The sequence below is a fragment of the Acidovorax sp. genome, assembly GCF_027492855.1.
GTDB lineage: Bacteria > Pseudomonadota > Gammaproteobacteria > Burkholderiales > Burkholderiaceae_C > Acidovorax.
Window position 1 is genome coordinate 1 of record NZ_JAPUDY010000023.1, and the last position, 22,330, is coordinate 22,330.

Annotated in this window: 19 protein-coding genes; 9 read left to right on the plus strand and 10 right to left on the minus strand. The window is 65.7% G+C overall.

Features of this window, described 5'->3' with window-relative positions; translation table 11 throughout:
• The 4 genes from Q0105_RS04390 to Q0105_RS04405 all read right to left on the minus strand — a co-directional run.
• Nucleotides 1-1,025 (minus strand): solute carrier family 23 protein (locus tag Q0105_RS04390; protein WP_298209126.1); only part of this gene is annotated, 1,025 nt, incomplete at its 3' end.
• Between the two features lie 139 nt (nucleotides 1,026-1,164).
• The gene (locus Q0105_RS04395) at nucleotides 1,165-1,929 is read right to left on the minus strand and encodes a GntR family transcriptional regulator (protein WP_298209128.1); all 765 of its coding nucleotides are present in this window, start codon (nucleotides 1,927-1,929) and stop codon (nucleotides 1,165-1,167) included.
• Nucleotides 1,930-1,988: 59 nt separating this feature from the next.
• Nucleotides 1,989-2,756 carry an aspartate/glutamate racemase family protein gene (locus tag Q0105_RS04400; protein WP_298209131.1) on the minus strand — a complete coding sequence of 256 codons (768 nt, stop codon included), beginning with the start codon at nucleotides 2,754-2,756 and terminating at the stop codon, nucleotides 1,989-1,991.
• A 4-nt stretch (nucleotides 2,757-2,760) separates the two neighbouring features.
• Nucleotides 2,761-4,218 (minus strand): NCS1 family nucleobase:cation symporter-1, encoded by a 1,458-nt coding sequence (locus tag Q0105_RS04405; RefSeq protein WP_298209161.1) that lies wholly within the window; start codon nucleotides 4,216-4,218, stop codon nucleotides 2,761-2,763.
• 368 nt (nucleotides 4,219-4,586) lie between these two features.
• Between Q0105_RS04405 and Q0105_RS04410 the strand changes: the two genes are divergently transcribed.
• A complete protein-coding gene (locus tag Q0105_RS04410; RefSeq protein WP_298209133.1) occupies nucleotides 4,587-5,927 on the plus strand; it encodes a glycerate kinase in 1,341 nt (446 codons plus the stop codon).
• 73 nt (nucleotides 5,928-6,000) lie between these two features.
• On the opposite strand, the gene Q0105_RS04415 is transcribed toward Q0105_RS04410, so the two are convergent.
• A complete protein-coding gene (locus tag Q0105_RS04415; protein WP_298209163.1) occupies nucleotides 6,001-6,930 on the minus strand; it encodes a LysR family transcriptional regulator in 930 nt (309 codons plus the stop codon).
• A 146-nt stretch (nucleotides 6,931-7,076) separates the two neighbouring features.
• On the opposite strand from Q0105_RS04415, the gene gcl reads away from it, so the two are divergent.
• The 3 genes from gcl (at nucleotide 7,077) to glxR (ending at nucleotide 10,789) form a co-directional block, all read left to right on the plus strand.
• Nucleotides 7,077-8,867, plus strand: a complete 1,791-nt coding sequence (gene gcl / locus Q0105_RS04420; RefSeq protein WP_298209135.1) for a glyoxylate carboligase — start codon at nucleotides 7,077-7,079, stop codon at nucleotides 8,865-8,867.
• Between the two features lie 186 nt (nucleotides 8,868-9,053).
• On the plus strand, nucleotides 9,054-9,833 hold the full coding sequence (hyi, locus tag Q0105_RS04425; protein WP_298209137.1) for a hydroxypyruvate isomerase: 780 nt from the start codon (nucleotides 9,054-9,056) through the stop codon (nucleotides 9,831-9,833).
• Nucleotides 9,834-9,874: 41 nt separating this feature from the next.
• Entirely contained in the window at nucleotides 9,875-10,789 is a 915-nt protein-coding gene (glxR, locus tag Q0105_RS04430) for a 2-hydroxy-3-oxopropionate reductase (RefSeq protein ID WP_298209139.1), read from the plus strand.
• 65 nt (nucleotides 10,790-10,854) lie between these two features.
• Here the strand turns inward: glxR and Q0105_RS04435 are convergent, their stop codons facing one another.
• From Q0105_RS04435 to Q0105_RS04450, 4 genes are read right to left on the minus strand one after another with little or no spacing between them, the layout of a single operon-like run.
• Entirely contained in the window at nucleotides 10,855-12,096 is a 1,242-nt protein-coding gene (locus Q0105_RS04435) for an ArgE/DapE family deacylase (protein WP_298209141.1), read from the minus strand.
• On the minus strand, nucleotides 12,093-13,871 hold the full coding sequence (uraD, locus tag Q0105_RS04440; RefSeq protein WP_298209143.1) for a 2-oxo-4-hydroxy-4-carboxy-5-ureidoimidazoline decarboxylase: 1,779 nt from the start codon (nucleotides 13,869-13,871) through the stop codon (nucleotides 12,093-12,095). Before uraD ends, Q0105_RS04435 begins: the two co-directional genes overlap by 4 nt.
• 5 nt (nucleotides 13,872-13,876) lie before the next feature.
• The gene (gene puuE, locus Q0105_RS04445) at nucleotides 13,877-14,833 is read right to left on the minus strand and encodes an allantoinase PuuE (protein WP_298209145.1); all 957 of its coding nucleotides are present in this window, start codon (nucleotides 14,831-14,833) and stop codon (nucleotides 13,877-13,879) included.
• Between the two features lie 19 nt (nucleotides 14,834-14,852).
• Nucleotides 14,853-15,521, minus strand: a complete 669-nt coding sequence (locus Q0105_RS04450; protein WP_298209147.1) for a GntR family transcriptional regulator — start codon at nucleotides 15,519-15,521, stop codon at nucleotides 14,853-14,855.
• Nucleotides 15,522-15,628: 107 nt separating this feature from the next.
• Here Q0105_RS04450 and uraH point away from each other — a divergent pair, with 107 nt between their 5' ends.
• Nucleotides 15,629-15,979: a hydroxyisourate hydrolase gene (gene uraH, locus Q0105_RS04455; RefSeq protein WP_298209149.1), complete on the plus strand. Its 351-nt coding sequence runs from the start codon at nucleotides 15,629-15,631 to the stop codon at nucleotides 15,977-15,979.
• A gap of 22 nt (nucleotides 15,980-16,001) precedes the next feature.
• On the opposite strand, the gene Q0105_RS04460 is transcribed toward uraH, so the two are convergent.
• Nucleotides 16,002-16,550, minus strand: a complete 549-nt coding sequence (locus Q0105_RS04460; protein ID WP_298209150.1) for a hypothetical protein — start codon at nucleotides 16,548-16,550, stop codon at nucleotides 16,002-16,004.
• A 67-nt stretch (nucleotides 16,551-16,617) separates the two neighbouring features.
• On the opposite strand from Q0105_RS04460, the gene xdhC reads away from it, so the two are divergent.
• The 4 genes from xdhC to Q0105_RS04480 all read left to right on the plus strand — a co-directional run bounded on the left by xdhC (nucleotide 16,618) and on the right by Q0105_RS04480 (nucleotide 21,972).
• The gene (gene xdhC / locus Q0105_RS04465; RefSeq protein ID WP_298209152.1) at nucleotides 16,618-17,445 is read left to right on the plus strand and encodes a xanthine dehydrogenase accessory protein XdhC; all 828 of its coding nucleotides are present in this window, start codon (nucleotides 16,618-16,620) and stop codon (nucleotides 17,443-17,445) included.
• A gap of 195 nt (nucleotides 17,446-17,640) precedes the next feature.
• Entirely contained in the window at nucleotides 17,641-18,885 is a 1,245-nt protein-coding gene (locus tag Q0105_RS04470) for a urate hydroxylase PuuD (protein ID WP_298209154.1), read from the plus strand.
• Nucleotides 18,886-19,045: 160 nt separating this feature from the next.
• Nucleotides 19,046-19,669 (plus strand): Crp/Fnr family transcriptional regulator, encoded by a 624-nt coding sequence (locus tag Q0105_RS04475; RefSeq protein WP_298209157.1) that lies wholly within the window; start codon nucleotides 19,046-19,048, stop codon nucleotides 19,667-19,669.
• Nucleotides 19,670-19,851: 182 nt separating this feature from the next.
• Nucleotides 19,852-21,972, plus strand: a complete 2,121-nt coding sequence (locus Q0105_RS04480) for a diguanylate cyclase (protein WP_298209159.1) — start codon at nucleotides 19,852-19,854, stop codon at nucleotides 21,970-21,972.
• Nucleotides 21,973-22,330: the final 358 nt, after the last annotated feature.

Here is a 22,330-nt window from a genome sequence, read left to right on the forward strand (position 1 = left end):
TTGAAGATGCCGCCCAGCAGCGTGCCCAGGCCATCGGTGCGCAGGCCGCGCGTGAGGGCCGCCTGGTCGATCTTGCGGTCGGTCATCTCGCCCAGCGCCAGGAACATGCCGGTCGATTCGATCATCACCACGATCATCACCAGCGTCATGGTCAGGATCAGGATGGGGTCGAACACCGGGCCTGCGATCTCGAAGGGCAGCACCAGGTCAAACCATTGCGCCTTGGCCACCTTGTCGAAGTTCATGAGGCCCAGGGCCACGGCCACCACCGCACCAATCACGATGCCCAGCAGCACCGAGATGTTGGCGATGAAGCCCTTGGCGAACTTGGCGATCAGCAAAATGGACAACAGCACCAGGCCCGAGATGCCCACGGCAGTCAGGTCGGCATATTTGGGGTTGGGCACCGTGGGCACCACCGAAAACCCCTTGGGAACCGGGGGCAGCGACGAGCCCGGCGCACCGGCGGCGGACTGCATTTCGCTCAGCCACTTCATGTGCTCGGGGTTCACCACGCTGGGCGCGGTCGGCCCTACCGGGTTGCCAAAAATCCAGTTGATGCCCACGCGCATCAGGCTGATGCCGATGACTGCGATGATGGTGCCGGTGACCACGGGCGGAAAAAACCGCAGCATGCGGCTCACCATCGGCGCGATCAGGATGGAGATGACCCCCGCGCCGATCACTGAGCCAAAGATCAGCCCCGCCCCTGCGGTGCCGCTGGTGGTCTGCGCCATGGACACCATGGGCGCCACCGAGGCAAAGGTCACGCCCATCATCACCGGCAGGCGGATGCCGAACCACTGCGAGGCGCCCAGTGCCTGGATCAGCGTGACCAGCCCGCACACGAACAGATCGGCCGAAATCAGCTTGGCCACCTGGTCGGGCGTGAGGTTGAGTGCCCGCCCCACGATCAGCGGCACAGCCACGGCGCCGGCATACATCACCAGCACATGCTGCAGGCCCAGCGCGGTGAGGCGCGGCAGGGGCAGGTGTTCGTCCACGGGGTGCGCGGGTGGTTGCATGGGAAAACTCCTTTGGATGGATCCCGGTCGTTGGAATGGGGGATGGTTCCGTATCTGGTGTACAGAAGTCCATGCAAAAAGTGTATACACATTGTGCGGGCCGAGTTATCGCGGTAAACCCTAGGGCCGCAACGCGTTCTTACGCGAGAAGGGCTTTGACCAGGTCGAGCTGGCGGTCTGGCCGCTCGGTGTCGAGGGCCAGGTTGGCCTCGATGCGCCGCAGATGTTCCATCATGCAGGCCACGGCGGCGTCTGCGTTGCCGTGCTTGCACAGCGCGAGGAAGTCGGCATGCTCGTCGGACGAGCAGAGCGGGTCGTTCGACGAGTCGTAGAGCATGGCGATCAGCGAACTGCGTGCCACCAGGTCGCGCACCAGCTGTGCAAGGGTCTGGTTGCCTGTGGTTTCGGCCAGCACGGCGTGGAAGTCGCCGAGCAGCTTTTCGCGCACGCGGCCCGTGGTGGTGCTTTCGCGCAGCGCCGCGCGTTCGAAGCGGATGTGCTGCTCCAGCATCTGGTAGTCGGCTGCGGTGGCGTTGGCGATGAACAAGCGCACCACTTCGCTTTCGAGCACGCGCCGCACGGAGAACACCTCGCGTGCTTCCTGCACGCTGGGGCGGCTCACGAAGGCGCCCTTGTCGGGAATGATCTCGATCAGCTTGTCCTTGGACAGCATCACCAACGCTGCGCGGATCTTGGTGCGACTCACGGTGTAGACGCGGCCCAAGGCCTCCTCGCGCAACCAGGTGCCGGGTGGCAGGCGCTTCTCGACGATGGCGGTGGCCAGGTCTTGGGCAATGCTTTCGGTGGAGGCGAGGCGCCCGTCCGCCTTGGCTGGAACGGGGGCCGCAGCGGGCGTCGTCAGGTCGGCAGGAAGGGCGGGGGGGCTCGTACGGGCGCGGGGCATGGCGCCATTGTGGCCTGATTCGGTGGCCTGGTTCGGTGCGCTGATTGGGGAATGCCCGGTCAGGCGGCGCTGTGCCCGCGCAGGGGGGCGCATGGTGGCAGCGCAAAGTCCGCCAGCACCCCCGCCATCGCCTTGGACGGGGGCCGCGCCAGCTCGCCATGTTTGCTGGTCGAGAGGCCCAGCAGCACCAGCGATTCGACCATCGATGTAGCGGCCGCCACGCCGTCGATCACAGGCACACCCAGCGCCTGCGATATGTGATCGCACAGGTCGGCCATGCCTGCGCAGCCCAGCACCAGGGTGTCGCAGCCATCCTCGGCCAGGGCGCGGCGGCACTCGTTGGTGATGCGCTCGCGCGCATTGGAGCCGGGCACTTCCAATTCCAGCACCGGCAGCTCGCAGGCACGCACGTTGGCGCAAAAGCGCTGCATGCCGTAGGCCTCGGCAAGGTGCCAGGCCTGGCCGATGGTGCGGCCCAGCGTGGTCACTACTGAAAAGCGCGTGCCGACCAGGCTGGCCATGTGCATGGCCGCTTCGGCAATGCCCACCACCGGGCCGCGTGCCAGTTCGCGGGCGGGCTTGAGGCCGGGGTCGCCGAAGCAGGCGATCACATAGCCGTCCACCCCGTTGCGTTCGCCCGCAGCGATCTCCTGCAGCAGGCCGGGCACGGCCAGCGCTTCGTCGTAGTGGCTTTCGATGGAGGCAGGCCCCATGGTGGGGCTCACCGCCACGATGTCGGTGCCTGGCCGCGCAACGGCGCGCGCGCAGGCGCCGATCTTCTCGGTCATGCTCCAGGTGGTGTTGGGGTTGATGATCTTGATGCGCACGGAATCAGTTCTTTCGGTTCAGAAGGAGATAGATGACAAAACCCAGGCCCATGCCGATGAACCAGGCGTAGTTGGCGGCTGGGTGCAGCACGGGCACGAACACGCACAGGATGGGCACCAGGGCGGCGGGGATCAATGTCCAGATGGCACGCGGGTTGTAGCCCTTGCTGTACCAATAGGCGCCACGGCTGTCGAGCGTGTAGAGGTCGTCCACCACCACGTGCTGGTGGCGCACGATGTAGTAGTCGGCGATCAGGATGCCGAACAGCGGGCCGATGAAGGAGCCCAGCACATCGAGCGTGTAGTGGATCACCTCGGGGTTGTTGTACAGGTTCCAGGGCGTGATGAAGATGGAACCCACGGCGGCGATCATGCCGCCCGTGCGCCAGCTGATCTGCTGGGGCGCCACGTTGGAGAAATCGAACGCGGGCGAAACGAAGTTGGCCACGATGTTGATGCCCACGGTGGCGATCATGAAGGTGAGGGCGCCCAGCACCACGGCGGTGGTGCTGTCGATCTTGCCCACGGTGTGCACCGGGTCGGTGATCAGCTCACCGAACACCGGCAGCGTGGCCGCCGTGGTCACCACCGTTAGCAGCGAGAAGAACACGAAGTTGACCGGCAAGCCCCAGAAGTTGCCCTTTTTCACCGCGTCGAAGCTTTTGCCGTAGCGCGAGAAGTCGCCGAAGTTGAGCATGGGCCCGCTGAAGTAGCTCACCACCAGCGCGATGGCCGAGAGCATCACCGGCAGCGCATCCCAACCCTGGAACTTGATGCCGCCCAGGTTCAGGTCGATGTTCTTCCAGCCCGCCTTCCACACCAGCCAGCCGCACAGCACAGCCATCACCACATACACCGCAGGCCCCGCCCAGTCGATGAACTTGCGGATGGCCTCCATGCCGTGCCAGAACACCAGCGCCTGCAGCACCCACATCACCATGAAGGCCAGCCAACCCAGGCTAGAGAGCCCGGCAAAGCCGTGCTGCTTCACGTCTGCATAGGGCGCAAGGCCCGGAAAGAAGTGCAGCGCCAGCAGCAAGAAGGCGCCCGAGGCCAGGTAGGTCTGGATGCCGTACCAGGCCACCGCGATCAGCCCGCGAATGATGGCCGGGATGTTGGCGCCCAGCACGCCGAACGAGGCGCGGCAGATCACCGGATAGGGCGTGCCCGTGACCTGGCTGGGCTTGGCCACCAGGTTGCAGAAGAACTGCACGATCACGATGCCCACCAGCAACGCCACCAGCACCTGCCAGCTCGACAGGCCCAAGGCGAACAGGCTGCCGGCAGTGATGTAGCCGCCCACGCTGTGCACGTCGGACATCCAGAACGCAAAGATGTTGTATTGGCCCCAGGTCTGGCGCTTGAGCGGCGCCAGGTCCTCATTGGTCAGTCGCGGGTCGTAGCCCGGCTTGATCAGGGCGTTGCCATGGTGCGGCCCGGCGGGCTGCATGCCCGCGGCCATGGGAGTGCTGTTGACGGCTGTGTTCACGGGTGTCTCCTCGTGTGGAAAAGGACGGGGCCGGGCATCTGCGACCCGGTGAATAATGTTTCGTATTTTGTATACAAAAAATGGATGCAATCAAGTGCCGCTCATCCAGGAGTACTTGGTACTTACCCGCGGTTCTTGCGCCGCGTGCCAACACATGCAGCCGTGGCCCAGGTGCCTGGAGTGGTGAAAACAGGAGGAATTGGCAAGTCTTGCTGCCACGGAGCGTGGAGTCGTTTCGCACTGCAGCGCCGCCGCCGGACTGCGGGTGGTTGAGGCACTTTTGACTTCAGCGCACGGTGATTGCGCAGCGGTGGCCTCACAATTGCCCGCGGAGACAACACATGACCCCTATCAATAACGCCCCCGACCCCCTTCGCCAGAGCGGCGAATTCCTTGAACACCTGTACCGCGTGGCCGTGCGCCGCGCGCTGCCGCTGCACAACACCGCCGCTTTCCTGCCACCGCCCCCCAGCCGCGAGAGCGGAGGCCGCACCCTGGTGCTGGGCGCGGGCAAAGCGGGCGGCGCCATGGCGCAGGCGGTGGAGGCGCTGTGGCCTGCCGACGCCCCCCTGTCGGGCCTGGTGGTCACGCGCTACCACCACACGCCGCCCCGGCCCGACGGGCTGGCCCAACGCATCGAGGTGGTGGAGGCCTCGCACCCCGTGCCCGACGCGGCAGGCCTGGACGCCGCGCAGCGCATGCTGGAGCTGACCCGTGGGCTGACCGAGCATGACCTGGTGCTGTGCCTGATCTCCGGCGGTGGCTCGGCCCTGCTCACACTGCCTGGCGACGGCCTCACGCTCGAAGACAAGCAGCGCATCAACAAGGAACTGCTGGCCAGCGGCGCCGCCATCGACGAGATGAACTGCGTGCGCAAGCACCTCTCTCGCATCAAGGGCGGGCGGTTGGCGGCGGCTTGCGCGCCCGCACGTGTGGTCACGCTCACCATCAGCGACGTGCCGGGCGACGACCCCTCCATCATTGCCAGCGGCCCCACGGTGGCGGATGCCACCACCTGTGCCGACGCCTTGGCCATCCTGGCGCGCTACCGCATCGACCTGCCGCCCGCCGTGCGCGCAGCGCTCGAAGCGGGTGCACTCGAAACCCCCAAGCCCGGCGACGCCATGTTTGCGGGCCATGCGGTGCACATGACGGCCACACCCCAGCAAGCGCTGGAGGCAGCCGCCGAGGCAGCACGCGCAGCGGGCGTGCAGGCACACATCCTCTCCGACGAGATCGAGGGCGAATCGCGCGAGGTGGGCAAGGTGCACGCTGCGCTGGCCCGCGCCGTGGCCCGCCATGGCCAGCCGTTTGCTCGGCCTTGCGTGATTCTTTCGGGCGGCGAGACCACGGTCACCATTCGCCCGCGCGCACCGGGCGCGCCCAAGGGCCGGGGCGGGCGAGCGGGTGAGTTCTGCCTGGGGCTGGCGCAGGCGCTGCAAGGCCAGCCGGGCGTGTGGGCCCTGGCGGCAGACACCGACGGCATCGACGGCGTGGAAGACAACGCAGGCGCCCGCGTGGCGCCCGACACCCTGGTGCGCGCCGCTGCCCAGGGCTTGCGCATCACGGACCACCTGGACCGCAACGACGCCTATGGCTACTTCGATGCACTGGGCGATCTCGTCATCACCGGGCCCACGCACACCAACGTCAATGACTTCCGTGCGATCCTGATTTTGTAGCGGCTAGCGCTTGTTTTGCTTAGGTTTCAATAACAAATCTATCTAAAAGCCGCTACGGTAAAGCGCAAGCAGCTCACTTTTTTGATGAACCCTCGCGCGGCAAGGATGCCACCCAGTCCTTGCCGAACCGCCCCTGCAGAAAAGCGATGAAGGCCTGCACCTTCTGCGGCACCAGGCGCGGCGACGGGTACACCGCATGGATCTCCTGCTCGGGCAGGCGGCAGGTTTTGAGCACCTCCACCACGCGCCCGGCGGCCAAGGATTCGACGGCCACGTAGTGCGGCAGCGCCGCAATGCCCATGTGCGCGCGCGCAGCCGCCAGCAGGGCCGAGAGGTTGTTGGAGCGCAGCCGCCCCGTAACGGGCACCGACACCGCCTCGCCGCTGGCATTGCGCAGCCGCCACAGGTCGTTGCCCTGCACGCTGCTGTAGATCAACGTGGCGTGGTCCTTCAGGTCCGACGGCCGGCGCGGCGTGCCGCGCTTCTTCAGGTAGGTGGGCGATGCCACCAGCACCCAGGGGTTCACGCCCAGCGTGCGCGCACCCAGCGCCGAGTCGGCCAGCTTGCCCAGGCGGATTGCCACGTCAATGCCGTTGGCCACCAGGTCGGTGTAGCGGTCCTCGAAGCTCAGGTCGAGCTGCACCTGCGGGTTCTGCGCCATGAACTCCAGCGCCAGCGGCACCACCACGCGCCGCCCGAACGCCACCGAGCTGCCCACCCGCAACTGGCCGTGCACCTGCGTCTGGCGCACGCGCACCACGCTCTCGGCCTCGGCCACATCGGTCACGATGGCCTTGCACTTCTCGTAATACAGCGCACCGGGCTCGGTCAGGCTCACGCCGCGCGTGTTGCGGTTGAGCAACCGCACCTTCAGGTGCGCCTCCATCGCTGCCACCTGCTTGGTCACCGTGGGCTGCGTGGTGGCGAACTCCCGCGCCACCTTGGTGAAGCTGCCGGTTTCCACCACGCGCACGAACATCTGCATTGCATCGAGCCGGTCCATCGTTGTTGTCTCCTTGGGCGCTTCATGGTCGCGCAGCATTGCGCCATTCGTCATTCCAATTTGGAATAAATTTTATGGTCCATGGCTACCTTCCGCTCAGTGGGGTGCTTGCCTAAAGTGGGCGCATCCAACCAAGGAGATGTGCAATGGCAAGAATGAAGGCCATCGAGGCCGCCGTGAAGGTGATGGAGAAAGAGGGTGTGAGCGTGGCGTTCGGCGTGCCCGGTGCGGCCATCAACCCGCTGTATGCGGCGCTCAAGGCGCATGGCGGCATTGGCCACATCCTGGCGCGGCATGTGGAAGGTGCAAGCCACATGGCCGAGGGCTACACCCGTGCCGTGGCAGGCAACATCGGCGTGTGTATCGGTACCAGCGGGCCTGCGGGCACCGACATGATCACCGGCCTGTATTCGGCCAGCGGGGACTCCATCCCCATCCTGTGCGTCACCGGCCAGGCGCCGCGCGCGCGTATGCACAAGGAAGACTTCCAGGCCGTGGACATCGCCACCATCGCCAAGTCGGTGACCAAGTGGGCCACCACGGTGCTGGAGCCCGCCCAGGTACCACGCGCCTTTCAGCAGGCGTTTCACCTCATGCGCTCGGGTCGCCCCGGCCCTGTGCTTATCGACCTGCCCATCGACGTGCAGCTCGCCGAGATCGAGTTTGACCCGGACACCTACGAACCCTTGCCGGTCTACAAGCCGACCGCTTCGCGTGCTCAGATTGAGAAGGCAATAACGATGCTCAATGAGAGCGAGCGCCCGTTGATCGTGGCGGGCGGCGGCATCATCAACGCCGATGCGTCTGATCTGCTGGTTCAGTTCGCCGAGGTAACGGGCGTGCCCGTGATCCCCACGCTCATGGGCTGGGGCAGCATCCCCGATGATCACCCGCTGATGGTGGGCATGTGTGGTTTGCAGACCAGCCACCGCTATGGCAACGCCAGCATGCTCGCCGGCGACTTTGTGCTGGGCATCGGCAATCGCTGGGCCAACCGCCACACGGGCTCGGTCGATGTCTACACCAAAGGCCGCAAGTTCGTGCACGTGGACATCGAGCCCACGCAGATCGGCCGGGTGTTCGCGCCGGACTACGGCATCGTCTCCGACGCGGGTGCCGCGCTTAAGCTCTTCGTGGAGGTGGCGCGCGAATGGAAGGCCGCAGGCAAACTGCGTGACCGCAGCAACTGGGCAGCGGAGTGCCAAGGCCGCAAGCACAGCGTGGACTACCTGCGCAAGACCCATTTCGACAGTGTGCCCATGAAGCCGCAGCGCGTGTACCAGTGCATGAACCGCGCGCTCGGCAAGGACGTGTGCTACGTCTCCACCATCGGCCTGTCGCAGATCGCGGGTGCGCAGTTTTTGCATGTGTACCAGCCACGCCACTGGATCAACTGCGGCCAGGCCGGCCCGCTGGGCTGGACGGTGCCCGCCGCCCTGGGCGTGCGCGTGGCCGACCCCACGCGCAAGATCGTGGCACTGTCGGGCGACTACGACTTCCAGTTCATGATCGAGGAGCTGGCCGTGGGCGCGCAGTTCAAGCTGCCCTACATCCATGTGCTGGTCAACAACAGCTACCTGGGCCTGATCCGCCAGGCGCAGCGCACCTTCAGCATCGACTACTGCGTGCAGCTTGCGTTCGACAACGTGAACACGCCCGAGGGCGAAGTGGCACGCAGCTACGGCGTGGACCATGTGAAGGTGGTCGAGGGCCTGGGCTGCAAGGCTATCCGCGTGCACCGCCCCGAAGAGTTCGCGCCCGCCATCGCACAGGCCGAGGCCTGGATGGCTGAGCACCGCACGCCCGTGGTCATCGAGGTGATCCTGGAGCGCGTGACCAACATCGCCATGGGCACCGAGATCGACAACATCGTCGAGTTTGAGGAACTGGCCGCGCAGCCCGCCGATGCGCCGAGCGCGCTGGCCGTGCTGGATTGAGACGGCGCCGGACTGGGCCGGGCTGAAGCCCTTTTCCTGCCCCCATCCGTTCAGCCTGAGCCTGTCGAAGGCCACCCTGGTGCCCCGGCTTCGACAGGCTCAGCCCGAACGGTGGGTGGGAGCCAGCCCAGCCTTGCATGGCCCGCCCAGCCCCACTTTTTGATTCATTGCCACCGGAGACTTCCCATGCCCCGCTTTGCTGCCAACCTCAGCATGTTGTTCACCGAGGTGCCTTTTATCGACCGTTTCGAGCGCGCCGCGCGCGCGGGCTTCACGGCGGTGGAGTTCCTCTTTCCCTATGCCCACACGCCCGAGGAATTGCGCGCACAGATCGACGCGCACCAATTGCAAATCGTGCTGCACAACCTGCCCGCGGGCGACTGGGACGCGGGCGAGCGCGGCATTGCCGTCGACCCTGCCCGTGTGGCGGAATTTCGCGCTGGCGTGGCCCGCGCCATCAGCTACGCCAAGGCGCTGGGCGTGCCCCAGCTCAACTGTCTGGCGGGCAAGGCGCCTGCGGGCGTGGATGCGGCCAGCCTGCGCGCTACTTTCGTCGAGAACCTGCGCTTTGCGGCCACGGAGCTAAAGACGGCTGGTTTGCGCCTGCTGATCGAGCCCATCAACCCATTCGACATCCCCGGCTTCTATCTGACCCGCACGGACCAGGCGCTGGACATCCTCGATGAGGTGGGCGCCGACAACGCCTTTGTGCAGTACGACATCTACCACGCGCAGCGCACCGAAGGCGAGCTGGCTGCCACGCTGCAAAAGCACCTGCCGCGCATCGGCCACGTGCAACTGGCCGACAACCCCGGCCGCAATGAGCCGGGCACCGGCGAGATCAACTACCGCTACCTCTTCGCGCACCTGGACCGGCTGGGCTACGACGGCTGGGTGGGCTGCGAGTACAAGCCCGCGCGCACCACCGAAGTCGGCCTTTCATGGCGAACCGCCCTGGCCGCATGAAGACGAAGAAACCACGACAACACACACAGGAGAACACGAAAATGACTGACGCCCCCCTCAAACTTGGCTTCATCGGCCTGGGCATCATGGGCGCGCCCATGTGTGGCCACCTCATCACTGCTGGCCATCAGCTGTACGTGCACACCCGTGGCCGCGTGGCGCCACAGATAGCAGAGAGCAGCGCCACGCAATGCACCACCGCGCGCGGCGTGGCTGAACGGGCCGATATCGTCTTCCTGATGTTGCCCGACACACCCGATGTAGAGAAGGTGCTGTTTGGTGCCGATGGTGTGGCCCAAGGCTTGAAAGGCAGCACGGGCAAGGTGGTGGTGGACATGAGCTCCATCTCACCCGTGGCCACCAAGGATTTCGCCAAAAGGATCGAGGCCGTGGGCGCACAGTACCTGGACGCCCCCGTCTCGGGCGGCGAGCTGGGCGCGAAGAACGCCACGCTGTCCATCATGGTCGGCGGCCCCGAGGCGGTGTTCGAGCGCATCAAGCCGCTGTTCGAGCGCCTGGGTAAGAACATCACCCTGGTGGGTGGAAACGGCGATGGCCAGACCGCGAAGGTGGCCAACCAGATCATCGTGGCCCTGAACATCGAGGCCGTGGCCGAGGCGCTGCTCTTCGCCGCCCGCGCGGGGGCCGACCCGGCGCGTGTGCGCCAGGCACTGCTGGGCGGCTTTGCCTCGTCCAAGATCCTGGAGGTGCACGCCGAGCGCATGATTAATCGCACGTTCGATCCTGGCTTTCGTATTGGGCTGCACCAGAAGGACTTGAACCTCGCCCTGTCGAGCGCACGTGCGCTGGGCGTGCCGCTGCCCAACACGGCCATGGCGCAAGAACTGTTCAATGCCTGCGTGGCGCATGACGGGCAGGGGTGGGACCACTCAGCGATGGTGCGGGCGCTTGAGAAGATGGCGAACTTCGAGATCGGGCAGGCGGCGCCGGGCTGATACCCTTTACCCATAAAAAATCCCGCTGGCCTTTTGGGCAGCGGGATTTTTTGTGTGTCAGGCGATCAAGCCAACAAATCACTCAGCGCACGCGCGACCACCTTGGTGGCGCGGCGCAGGTCTTCCAAGTCGAGACGCTCGTCAGCGCGCTTGGCGTGGGATTCGAGCACCGTGCGCGGGCCTGCGCCGTAGATCACGCCGGGGACGCCACGTTCCACGTACAGGCGCACATCGGTGTACAGCGGCGTGCCCACGGCGGGCACGGGCTCGCCCAACACGGCCTGGGCGTGTGTCTGGATGGCCTGCACCAGCGGCTGGTTGCCCGCCAGGGGCGTCATGGCATGGGCCAGCAGCAGGCGCTTGATCTCCACGCTGATGCCCGCGCGCTCACCTGCGGCCTGCTCGATCACGCGGCGGATGGCGGCTTCCACCTCCACCGGGTTTTCCTCGGGGATCATGCGGCGATCCAGCTTGAACACCACCTTGCCGGGCACGACGTTGGTGTTGGTGCCGCCTTCGATACGGCCCACGTTGAGGTAAGGGTGTTTGATGCCCGTCACGTTGGATGTGACCTTCAGGTACTCCTGGTTCTGCGCGTACAGCGCGTTCAGGATGTGCACCGCGCCCTGCAGCGCGTCCACGCCCGTGTGGGGCACGGCGGCATGGGCCATCTTGCCGTGTACGTTCACTTCCATCTGCAGGCAGCCGTTGTGGGCGGTGACCACTTCGTAGCTGAAGCCTGCGGCGATCATCAGGTCGGGCTTGGTCAGGCCCTTTTGCAGCAGCCAGCCGGGGCCGAGTTCGCCACCAAATTCCTCGTCGTAGGTGAAGTGCAGCTCCACCGCGCCCTGGGTGGGCTTTGCCACGGCTTCGAGCGCGCGCACAGCAAAGGTGAAGCTCGCGAAGTCGCTTTTGCTCACGGCCGTGGCGCGGCCATACATCTTGCCGTCCACAATCTCGGCGCCATAGGGGTCGTGTGTCCAGCCCTCGCCGGGGGGGACCACGTCGCCATGGGCGTTGAGGGCAATGGTGCGACCCGTGCCGGGCGCGCCATAGGGGCGGCGCACGATGAGGTTGGTGATCGACTCCATGCCGTAGGCCTGCACATCGGCGGCGGGCACGGCATGCTTTTCAGCGGTGTAGCCAAAGCCCTGCAGCAGCTCGGCCGTGCGCTCGGCGTGGGGCGCGTTGTTGCCGGGCGGCGTGTCGGTGGGCACACGCACCAGCGCTTGCAGAAAGCGCACTTCCTCGTCGAAGTGCTGGTCGATCCACGCATCCAGCGCGGCGTAGTTGGGGTTGGCTGTCATGGTTGTTGTTCCTCGGCAAGCTGGTGCAGCACCTGGGTGAAGGCGTCCACGGCCAGTTGCATGTCGTTGTTGGTGGTGGACTCCAGCGGGTTGTGGCTGATGCCGGAGTTTTCTCCGCGCACGAAGAGCATGGCCTGGGGCATGACTTCGTGCAGCTTCATCGCGTCGTGGCCCGCACCGCTGGGCATGCGAAACACGGGCACGCCCAGGGTGTCCACGGCGCGCTCCCATTGGTGTTGCCAGGCTGGCGCGCTGGGGGCGGCGGCGGCACGCATGGATTCCTCCAGCGTGTAGCGCAGGCCGCGCCGCGCGGCGATCTGGCCGAGTTGTTCACGCACATCATTCACCAGTGCGTCGCGCTGGGCATCATTGGGCGCGCGCAGGTCCAAACTGAATTGGCAGCGGCCAGGCACCACGTTGATCGAGCCTGCCGGCACCTGCAGCAGGCCGATGGTGCCCACCGAGTCGCCGTCCTGCGCGGCGCGCTGCTCCAAATACAGCGCCAGCTCGGCCACGGCCACGGCGGCGTCGCGGCGGCGGTCCATGGGGGTGGTGCCTGCGTGGCTGGCGGTGCCGATCATCTCGCACAAAAAGCGCACGCTGCCGTTGATGGAGGTGACCACGCCCAGGGGAAGGTCCAATTCGTTGAGCACGGGGCCCTGCTCGATGTGCACTTCGATGAAGCCCAGATACTGAGCGGGGTCGCGCTGCAGTTTTGCAATGTCGTCAATGCACAGGCCCGCGTGCTGCATGGCCGCGCGCATGGTCACGCCATCCACATCCTTTTGGTCGAGCCAGGCGGGGTTGAAGTCGCCGATGAGCGCGCCCGAGCCGAGGAAGGCGGCCTTGTAGCGCTGGCCTTCTTCTTCGGCAAAGCCCACCACCTCGATGCCAAAGGGCAAGCGTTTGCCCGCGCGGTGCAGTTCGCGCACGCAGGCCATGGGCACGAAGATGCCCAGGCGGCCATCGTATTTGCCGCCGTTGCGCACGGTGTCGTAGTGGCTCCCGGTGAGGAGGTAGCGCGCACCTTCTGTGGCCGGGTGGTAGCGCCCCACCACGTTGCCCACGGCGTCCACTTCCACCTCGTCAAAGCCGCAGTCGTGCATCCAGTGGCTGATGCGCTGGGCGCAGGCGCGGTGTGCGTCGGTGAGGTAGGTGACGGTGAGCTGGCCTTTTTCGGCAAAGCCGGGGTCGGAGTGCTCGGCCAGTTTTTCGTGCCAGTCCCACACATCGTTGCCCAGCACGGGCTCGGCCGCGAACTTGTCGGCGATGCGGATCTCGGCGATGCGGTGGATGTTGCGCAGCGCCTCGGCCAGTTCGAACTCGGGGTGGTTGTCCAGGCGCCGTGCGAAGGTGCTGATGATCTGCTGTTTGGTAAGCCCGGCCCCACGCGGGCCGCGCACCGCCAGGATGAAGGGAAAGCCAAAGCGTTCGTTGTAGGCCGCGTTGAGCGCCTGGATGCGCGCAAACTCTTCGGGCGTGCACTGGGTGAGGCCCGCTTTGGATTGCTCGTTGGTCGATTCGGCCGTGAGGTTTTGGGCCACCATGGCCTTGCCCGCCAACTCGGGGTGGGCACGGATCAGGCCGAGCTGGGCTTCGGTGCTGGCCGTGCGCACGGCCTGGGCCATCGCGTGCTTGAGTTGCGCCAGCGAGCGAAACGGCCGCCCGGCCAGCGCCTGTTCCGCAATCCAGGGCGAGTGCTCGTACACGCCGTCCAGCCACTGCAGGGCTTGCTCGGGCGTGGCGGTGTTCAGTTGGTCAAGGGTCAGTGCCATGGGGGTCAGGCCTTTGCGATGGGATAGGGGTGCACGGCCTTCCAGTGCCGTGCGATGTCGATGCGGCGCGCCACCCACACTTTGTCGTGCTGCGCGATGTGGTCCAGAAAACGCTGCAGCGCCGTGATGCGGCCGGGGCGGCCGAGCAGGCGGCAGTGCATGCCGATGCTCATCATCTTGGGCGCGTTGTCGCCCGCCGGGTCGCCTTCGGCATACAGGGCGTCGAACGTGTCTTTCAGGTACTGATAGAACGGGTCGGCGTGCGAGTAACCCTGGGGCAGCGCAAAGCGCATATCGTTGCAGTCGAGCGTGTAGGGCACGATGAGCTGGGGGGCCACGCTGCCGTCGGTGCGTTGCACCTTCATCCAAAAGGGCAGGTCGTCACCGTAGTAGTCGCTGTCGTATTCAAAGCCGCCGAAGTCGGCCACTAGGCGGTGGGTGTTGGGGCTGTCGCGACCGGTGTACCAGCCCAGGGCGCGCGCTCCCGTCAGGCGCTCAATGATCTCCATCGCCTCGGCCATGTGGGCGCGCTCCACCTCTTCGGGGATGTGCTGGTAGTGGATCCACTTCAGGCCGTGGCAGGCGATCTCATGGCCCAGTTCGCCAAACGCCTGGGTCAGTTCGGGGTGGCGCTGCAGCGCAGTGGACACGCCAAACACCGTGAGCAGCAGTTGGCGCTTTTCAAACTCGCGCAGGATGCGCCACACGCCAGCACGCGAGCCATATTCGTAGATGCCTTCCATGCTCATGTGCCGCTCGGGGTAGCTGGCGGGGTTGAACATTTCCGACAGGAACTGTTCGCTGCCCGCATCGCCATGCAGCACGGCGTTTTCGCCGCCTTCTTCGTAGTTGAGCACGAACTGCACGGCAATGCGGGCGCCGCCCGGCCATTGCGCGTGCGGGGGTTTTCTGCCGTAGCCGATCAGGTCGCGGGGGTAGGCTTGGGTGCAGTCGTAGATCATGGGCGGGTGGTGTTTGGTATCAGGAGGCCAGCGCCGCAGCCAGGTCGCTGGCGGGGCGCTTGCGGTCGAAGGTCAGGCTGGCTTCCACGTGTTCGAGGTGGCTTTGCATGAGCTGCACGGCGCGTTCTTCATCGCGTGTGGCCAGCGCCGCCACGATGTCTGCATGCTCCTCGTGCGAGTGTTCTGCGGCGCTGGCTGACTGGTACATCAGCGTGATGAGGGCGCAGCGCGAGATGAGGTCGCCCAGCATCTGGGCCAGCACCTCGTTGCCCATGAGCTCGGCCATGCGCACGTGAAAGTCGCCCAAAAGCTCGGTGCGGCTGCTGGCATCGGCCGTGTCCATGGCGGCCTTCTCGCTGGCCACATGGGCGCGCAGGGCCTTGATCTTGGCGGGTGTCACGCTTTGCACAAAGGCGCGGGTCATCTCGGTCTCCAGCATGCGGCGCACGGCGAACACCTGGCGCGCTTCTTCGACCGAGGGGGTGGAGACGAACGCGCCGCGCGCGGGCTCCAGCGTGACCAGCCGGTTCTGCGCCATCTGAAACAACGCCTGGCGTACCAGCGTGCGCGACACGCCGAAGTGATCGGCAAGCTTTTGCTCGGCCAGTTTGGTGCCCGGCTGCAGGCGGTGCTCTACGATGGCGCGGGTCAGCGCGTCGACGATGGCACTGGTGGATGAAGATTCCATGGCTGAATGATACGGTGGATGGCGAAAAGTGTATACACTTTTGGTTTACACGTTGTGATCTGGCAATCGTCACTGATTGGGCAGACTTTTACTTCAGGAGATTCCCCATGGGATTGAGCACCCACGTTCTGGACACCATGAATGGCTGCCCCGCCGCAGGCATGGAGGTCGCCCTGTATTCCACCCACGGCGATGCTGCCACGCTGATCAAGCGCCTGGTGCTGAACCATGACGGCCGCACCGATGCGCCGCTGTTCGACAACGCAAGCCTGCGCACCGGCACCTACCGGCTGCGGTTTGATGTGGCGGCTTACTTCAAAGCCAAGGGTGTGGCGCTGCCGGAGCCGAACTTTTTGAACCAGGTGAACCTGGACTTCGGCATTGCGCATGCCGACCAGCACTACCACGTGCCACTTCTGGTGAGCCCGTGGAGCTATTCGACCTATCGCGGCTCGTGAGGCTTGCGCCCCGGCGGTGGCGCTACAACTGCCCTTCGGTCAGGGTGTCGAGCTGAAAATGCCCGCTCTTGTCCCACAGCCAGGTGTCGGTGTAGGTGACTTTGCCCATGCGCGCGGGGACCGGAAACGGCGCCGCGGCGCGCACGGTGCGCTCGATCTCGGTGACCACCTCGGGCGCATGGCGCGGGGCGCGCATCCAGTTCAGGCGCGTGACCTTGCCGCTGCGGTCGATGTCCACCTGCAGCACGCCGATGGCATACAGGTGAGGGGGCAGCTTGCCTTTGAAGATGCGTTCGCGGTTCAGACCGTAGAGGTGGGTGGCAGCATCCTGCCGGTAGCTTTGCGGCGTGGCCGCCGCCGATGGGCGCGCAGAGCCTGCCGAGGCAGGCACCGGGCCCCTCACGCCATCGGCGCCCAATTGGCTGGACGGGATGCTGTCTGGCGCTGCGGCGGTGGGTTCGGGTGGCGCCTTGCAGGCCGACACCAGTGCGGCGCCTGCGGCCATGATGCCTGCCAGCAGCCAGTGGCTGCGATGACCAGAGGGGCGGGTGGGCTGCGGCGTATCGGGCATGGTGTGTAGGGTGTGCGGGTGGCCGCAGAGGTGGTGCCAGCGGCGACAGGTTGTTGTTGATGAAGGGATGGCGGTGACGAATTTGCGTTTGCTGTTGGATGGTTTGACCACCGAGCCAGCGTGCCTGGTAACCGTGGAGTCTACCCAAGGGTCGGTGCCACGGGAATCCGGCGCCTGGATGGCCGTGTTTGCCGATCGCCTGGTGGGCACCATTGGCGGCGGGCACCTGGAGCTGCAGGCCATTGCCGAGGCGCGCCGCCGCCTGCTGGGGGCGCACGCCGCTGGCCCCACGCCCCTGCGTTTTGCCCTGGGCCCGGCCCTGGGGCAATGCTGCGGCGGGGTGGTGCACCTGGGGTTTGCGCGGCTGACTGCTGCCGATGCACCTGGGCTGGCCGCCCGCCTGGCACCCCGGCTGTACCCCCTGGCGCTGTTTGGCGGCGGGCATGTGGGCCATGCGCTGGTGCGTGTGCTGGCGCCGTTGCCGTTTGCCCTGACCTGGATCGACAGTCGCGACGGCATTTTTCCGCCCGACTTGCCCGAGGGTGTGGTCTGCGAGCATTCCGAGCCGGTGCAGATGGCTGTACCCCGCCTGGCGCCTGGCAGCCGGGTGCTGATCATGAGCTTTAGCCATGCCGAAGACCTGGACGTGGTGGCAGCCTGCCTGCGCCGCCAGCGCGAGCAAGGGGATTTGCCTTTCATCGGCCTCATCGGCAGCCAGACCAAATGGGCCACGTTTTCCAACCGTCTGCACGGGCGCGGGTTTGCGCCCGAGGAGCTGGCGCAGGTCACCTGCCCCATCGGCATCCCTGGCATCGAAGGCAAAGAGCCCGAGGTGATTGCGGTGGCCGTGGCGGCGCAACTGTTGCAGACCCTGAACGGAGCGGACCGAGGGTAATTCCGGCCCCGCAGGCACCCTTGCGGGGCTGGAAGCGGGAACAATTTCTGCATACACTTTGATTCACCGATCGCAGCGGTGCCCAGCAGGATTCACGCCTGCCCAGGTGCGCGATCCCATTTTCTGCTCAGAGCGCCCGCAGTGGTGAGCAGGTTGTACAAGCGGTGTTCCCCCACACCGCCAAGGTTGAGAAAAATGGAAAGCTACCTTCTCGACTGGGCCAACCTGCTGCTGCGCTGGGTCCACGTCATCACCGCCATCGCCTGGATTGGCTCGTCGTTCTACTTCGTCTTTCTGGACAGCAGCCTCACGCCGCCCGAGGATGACGATCTCAAAAAACAGGGTGTGAGCGGCGAACTCTGGGCCGTGCATGGCGGCGGGTTCTATCACCCGGTGAAATTTGCCGTGTCGCCGCCCAAGCTGCCGGGGCACCTGCACTGGTTCTTCTGGGAAAGCTACAGCACCTGGATCAGCGGCTTTGCGCTGTTCACGGTGTCCTACCTCTACAGCGCCAGCACCTACCTCATCGACAAGTCGCGCATGGACTGGGCACCCGCCACGGCCATTGTGGTGGCGCTGGCGTTTTTTGTGGTGTTCTGGCTGCTGTACGACGCGATCTGCCGCATTTTTGGGCAGAGGAAAAATGGCGACGCCATCGTGGGCGCGCTGGTGTTTGTGCTGGTGTGTGTGGCCTCGTGGCTGGCCTGCCACTGGTTTGCGGGCCGCGCGGCCTTTTTGCTGGTGGGCGCGATGATCGCCACGGCCATGAGCGCCAACGTGTTCTTCTGGATCATCCCCGGCCAGCGCACGGTGGTGGCGCAGATCAAGGCGGGCCAGTCCGTGGATCCGATCCACGGCAAGCGTGGCAAGCAGCGCAGTGTGCACAACACCTATTTCACGCTGCCGGTGCTGTTTGCGATGCTGAGCAACCACTACAGCTTCACCTGGAACCACCCGCAAAACTGGCTGGTGCTCATCCTCATGATGTTCGCGGGCGCGGCCATCCGCCAGTTCTTCGTGATGCGGCACGGCTACAAGCTGGGTCGCAACGGCAACCCGCTGCCCTACGCGCTGGTGGGCGTGGCCGTCATCGTGAGTGCGATCGCCTGGATGCGCCCGGCGCCTGTGGTTATTTCTCCTGCTGCCAATGCTCCTGTTTTAGGAGCTGCTAGCGCTGATCAATCAAGCGCCAACAGCCAAAATGACTACAAGTCTGTGCAGGCGGTGCTGGAGCAGCGCTGCTACATGTGCCATGGCGAGCAAGTGCAGATGAAGAACCTGCGCCTGGATTCACCCCCCTTGGTCAAACAGCATGCGCAGGCGATCTACCAGCAGGTCGTGGTGCAAAAGCTCATGCCCATGAACAACGCCACGGGCATGACCGACGCCGAGCGGGCGCTGATTGGACGCTGGTTCAACGCGGGCGCGCCCACGCAGTAGCCGAGCAGCGGGGCGCCACGGACGTTTTACGGGCGTTAACAGTTGTTGGCGCGGTTTTCGTGTGTTTTGGCGCAAACCTTGAGAGGACGGGGCTTTCCACGTGGTTTGGCTTTGATCTGTCTCAATGCTGCGGGCTCGGCGCCACGGCAAAGTGGGCTCCATGCTGCCATCTACATTTTTCTCTCTGCCCGCTGACACCGAGGTCATCGCCCCTGGCGAAGTTCTGCGCAGGCGCAACGAGGTGCTGACCTCCGTGTTGCACCTGGAAAGCGGCCGCGTGCTGCGCGGCGTGCTGGATGACGGCTTTTTGCGTCACCAGTTGGGGGCGGTGGAGGGGCCGTTCTGGCTCGATGCCGCCTCGGCCTTGATGGACCTTCCCTTTCCGGTGGACATGGTGGCCGACACGCGCCTGCAGGTGCGGCGCCTGCCCATTGAGGAGTTCCGGGCGAGCCTGGCCGCCATGCCGCCGAGCGCGCGTGGCCTTCTGCTGGACATGGCGCAGGGCTACCGCCAGCAGTCTGAGCTGGCCGTGAGCCGCCTCGCGCAGGATGCGGAATCGCGCTGCGCGCAGTGGCTGCTCAAACATGCCGAGTCGGACCAAAGCGGTGCCATGCAGGTCACGCTGCACCAGCGCAAGCGGCTGATTGCCGCGCAATTGGGCATCGCGCCCGAGACCTTTTCGCGCGTGCTGCGCCATTTGCGCGAGCTGGGCCTGATCCATGGCACTGGCAACGTGCTGAATCTGCCACAACCTCGCGTATTGCAGTCGATGGCGGGCTGCTGAAAACGGCAGGCCAGATGCTCCGGAAGGCTTGAAAACTCAGGGTTTTTCCTTGCGTTTTACCAAGGGTTCCACCCAAGCCCTTGGCACTGGGGGCTGCGTATATTTGTTGGGACATGTCTGCACTGACCCGTCCCTATGCCTAATTTCCAGCGAGCCTGCGATGTGCCAACGCCGGGGCCCCCATGACGGCCCCTGCAGCACCCTCGGCTGTGCCAGACGACGCGCCAGGCTGGCTGGTGCCGGGGGCGCTGGTGTTGCGGCTCATGCTGGTGGCCGCGTTGGCTGCGGCCTTGTCGGGTGCGGTGGCTGCATGGCTGGTCACGCGCGCTTCAGGGCAAGAGGCCGTGCGCCGGGTGGTGAGCCAGCAGACCGATGAAGTCGAGGTCGTGGCCCGCTTGCTGGCCAGCAAGATCGAACAAAGCCAGAAGGTGCTGCGCACTGTGGCAGCGGGCATCACGCCCGGCATGCTCGAATCCCCCTCATCGCTCGAATGGCTGCTGCAGCAGGGCCTGCCTGCCGTGCAGTTCTTCGACACCATCCAGGTCGCCCGCGACAATGGCGAGCTGCGCCTGAACCTGCGCGCCGGGCAATTGCAAAAGGCCTCTGACCTGGACCCTGCCGAGCGCGACGCCCTGCGCCGCACCCTGGTGGACGGCAAGCCCCTGGTGTCTGAACTGATCGCGGGCCGCACCGGCGCTGCGCGGGTCATGTTCACCATGCCGCTGCACGGCGAAGACGGTTCAGTGCTGGGTGTGGTGGCCGGGGCGCTGCGCCTGCAGTCCCAAAGCCTCCTGCCTCCGTCGATGACCTTGCCCGCGCGTGACGACTCGCAACTCATCGTCTTCACTCGCGACGGCACCATCCTGTCGCACTCCGACCCCACCCGCATCCTGGGCCAGGTGCGTGACGAAGCCGGGCTGGCGCCCGTGTACGCACGCTGGTTGACAGAGGCCCAACCCGTGGTGGGGCGGGGCATGACCCACGTGCAACCCGACCACATCGTGAGCATGGCGGGCATGCCGCTGCCGCAATGGATCGTGGCGCGGGTAAGCACCTCGCAGGCATTGCTGGCGCCGCTCAGGGGCGCGCAGCGCGAGGCCTGGTGGCTGGCAGCGGCGAGCATGGTGCTGTGCATGCTGCTGGCGGTGGCACTGATGGGCTGGATGGCCCAGCCCTTGGCGCAGCTCACCTACAAGGCCCGCCAGCTTCTCAAGACCAGCGCGCGGCAGCAGCAGCCACCCGCTGCCGACATGGACTGGCCGCGCGCGCGGGGCGAGGTGGGCGAGCTGGTGCGCGTGTTCCAGGGCCTGGTGCAGCAGAGCCGACAGCAGCAGCAACGCAAGGACACGCTGGACGGCCAGTTCCAGGCCGTTCTGGACAGCGCCTCGGTAGGCATCATCATCCTGCGCCATGGCATGCTGGACGTGGTGAGCCGCCAGGCCAGCGTGATGCTGGGCTACACGGTGCAAGAGCTGCAGGGCCGCCCCGCACGCACGGTGTACGCCAATGACGCGGACTACGTGCAGGTGGGCGACCGGGTGCACGCGGAGATGGTGGCGCACGGCGCGTTCGATGGCGACATCTGCTTTTTGCGCAAGGACGGCACGCCGGTGTGGGCGCGGGTGCAGGGGCGCGGCGTGCGGTCCGACGAGGCGCATGGCGGCACGGTCTGGATCCTGGAGGACATCACCGCCGCCCGCGAGGCCCAGGCGCAGCAGTCGTGGGAGCGTGCGCATGACGCACTGACCCAGCTTTACAACCGCGCAGCCTTCGATGACCGGCTGGGTCTGCTGCTGGCCGAGCGCTCCACGCGCGAGCGCAGTGCGGACGGCAGCGATGGCAGCAGCGAGTCGCAGGGCGACGGGGTGGTGATGTTTCTCGACCTGGACCACTTCACCGTGGTCAACGACATCGCAGGCCACGGTGCGGGCGACGATGTGCTGCGCCATGTGGCCCGCCTTCTGGCGTCGCAGGTGCGCCAGATCGGCTGGGTTGCACGTTTGGGGGGCGACGAATTCGCGGTGGTGTTGCCCGGCTGCGCGCTGGCACGCGGGCAGGCGGTGGCCGAGCAGTTGTGTGCTGCAGTGCATGCCTGGGAGCCGTCTTACCAGGGGCGCAGTTTCACGCTCGGGGTGAGCATAGGGCTGGTGGTGCTGGATGCCAGCTTGCAGGATGTGCCGTCGGTGCTGTATGCAGCGGACATGGCTTGTTACGACGCCAAGCGGGCGGGGCGTAACCGGGTGGAGACCCGGCATGCGAGCCAGGTGACGGTGTCGGGGCGGATGGCGTTGGGGCCTGCTTGATAGTTTTTAGCCTGTTGCGCATGTCTATCAAGCGCTGATTGCTATTATTTTGATAGAAATCTCTCTTCTCCTTACCGTTCGGGCTGAGTCTGTCGAATCCTGGGCGTTTTCCTGCCCGTTCGGGCTGAGCCTGTTGACGCCTGGGTATTCCCCCACCCGTTCGGGCTGAGCTTGTCGAAGCCAGGGCTTGTGGGTTGATCTGGACGCATGCCTAGGCCGAGGGCGGGAGCCGGGTTATCGCCCCGGCGGGCGACTCACTTTTCTTTGCTTCGCCAAAGAAAAGTAAGCAAAAGAAAGGCGACCCACAGTCTGCGACCCCTGCGCTTCGCTACGGGGCAAACCTGCGTCGGGGCGGTTG

Bases quoted from the DNA above. Each gene is read 5' to 3' on its own strand.
- Q0105_RS04415 (WP_298209163.1), bottom strand. From the start codon at position 6,930: ATGGACCGGCTCGATGCAATGCAGATGTTCGTGCGCGTGGTGGAAACC.
- puuE (WP_298209145.1), bottom strand. From the start codon at position 14,833: ATGATCTACGACTGCACCCAAGCCTACCCCCGCGACCTGATCGGCTAC.
- Q0105_RS04410 (WP_298209133.1), top strand. From the start codon at position 4,587: ATGACCCCTATCAATAACGCCCCCGACCCCCTTCGCCAGAGCGGCGAA.
- Q0105_RS04450 (WP_298209147.1), bottom strand. From the start codon at position 15,521: ATGGAATCTTCATCCACCAGTGCCATCGTCGACGCGCTGACCCGCGCC.
- uraH (WP_298209149.1), top strand. From the start codon at position 15,629: ATGGGATTGAGCACCCACGTTCTGGACACCATGAATGGCTGCCCCGCC.
- glxR (WP_298209139.1), top strand. From the start codon at position 9,875: ATGACTGACGCCCCCCTCAAACTTGGCTTCATCGGCCTGGGCATCATG.
- Q0105_RS04435 (WP_298209141.1), bottom strand. From the start codon at position 12,096: ATGACAGCCAACCCCAACTACGCCGCGCTGGATGCGTGGATCGACCAG.
- uraD (WP_298209143.1), bottom strand. From the start codon at position 13,871: ATGGCACTGACCCTTGACCAACTGAACACCGCCACGCCCGAGCAAGCC.
- Q0105_RS04460 (WP_298209150.1), bottom strand. From the start codon at position 16,550: ATGCCCGATACGCCGCAGCCCACCCGCCCCTCTGGTCATCGCAGCCAC.
- hyi (WP_298209137.1), top strand. From the start codon at position 9,054: ATGCCCCGCTTTGCTGCCAACCTCAGCATGTTGTTCACCGAGGTGCCT.
- xdhC (WP_298209152.1), top strand. From the start codon at position 16,618: ATGGCGGTGACGAATTTGCGTTTGCTGTTGGATGGTTTGACCACCGAG.
- Q0105_RS04480 (WP_298209159.1), top strand. From the start codon at position 19,852: ATGACGGCCCCTGCAGCACCCTCGGCTGTGCCAGACGACGCGCCAGGC.
- Q0105_RS04405 (WP_298209161.1), bottom strand. From the start codon at position 4,218: ATGGCCGCGGGCATGCAGCCCGCCGGGCCGCACCATGGCAACGCCCTG.
- Q0105_RS04475 (WP_298209157.1), top strand. From the start codon at position 19,046: ATGCTGCCATCTACATTTTTCTCTCTGCCCGCTGACACCGAGGTCATC.
- Q0105_RS04395 (WP_298209128.1), bottom strand. From the start codon at position 1,929: ATGCCCCGCGCCCGTACGAGCCCCCCCGCCCTTCCTGCCGACCTGACG.
- Q0105_RS04470 (WP_298209154.1), top strand. From the start codon at position 17,641: ATGGAAAGCTACCTTCTCGACTGGGCCAACCTGCTGCTGCGCTGGGTC.
- gcl (WP_298209135.1), top strand. From the start codon at position 7,077: ATGGCAAGAATGAAGGCCATCGAGGCCGCCGTGAAGGTGATGGAGAAA.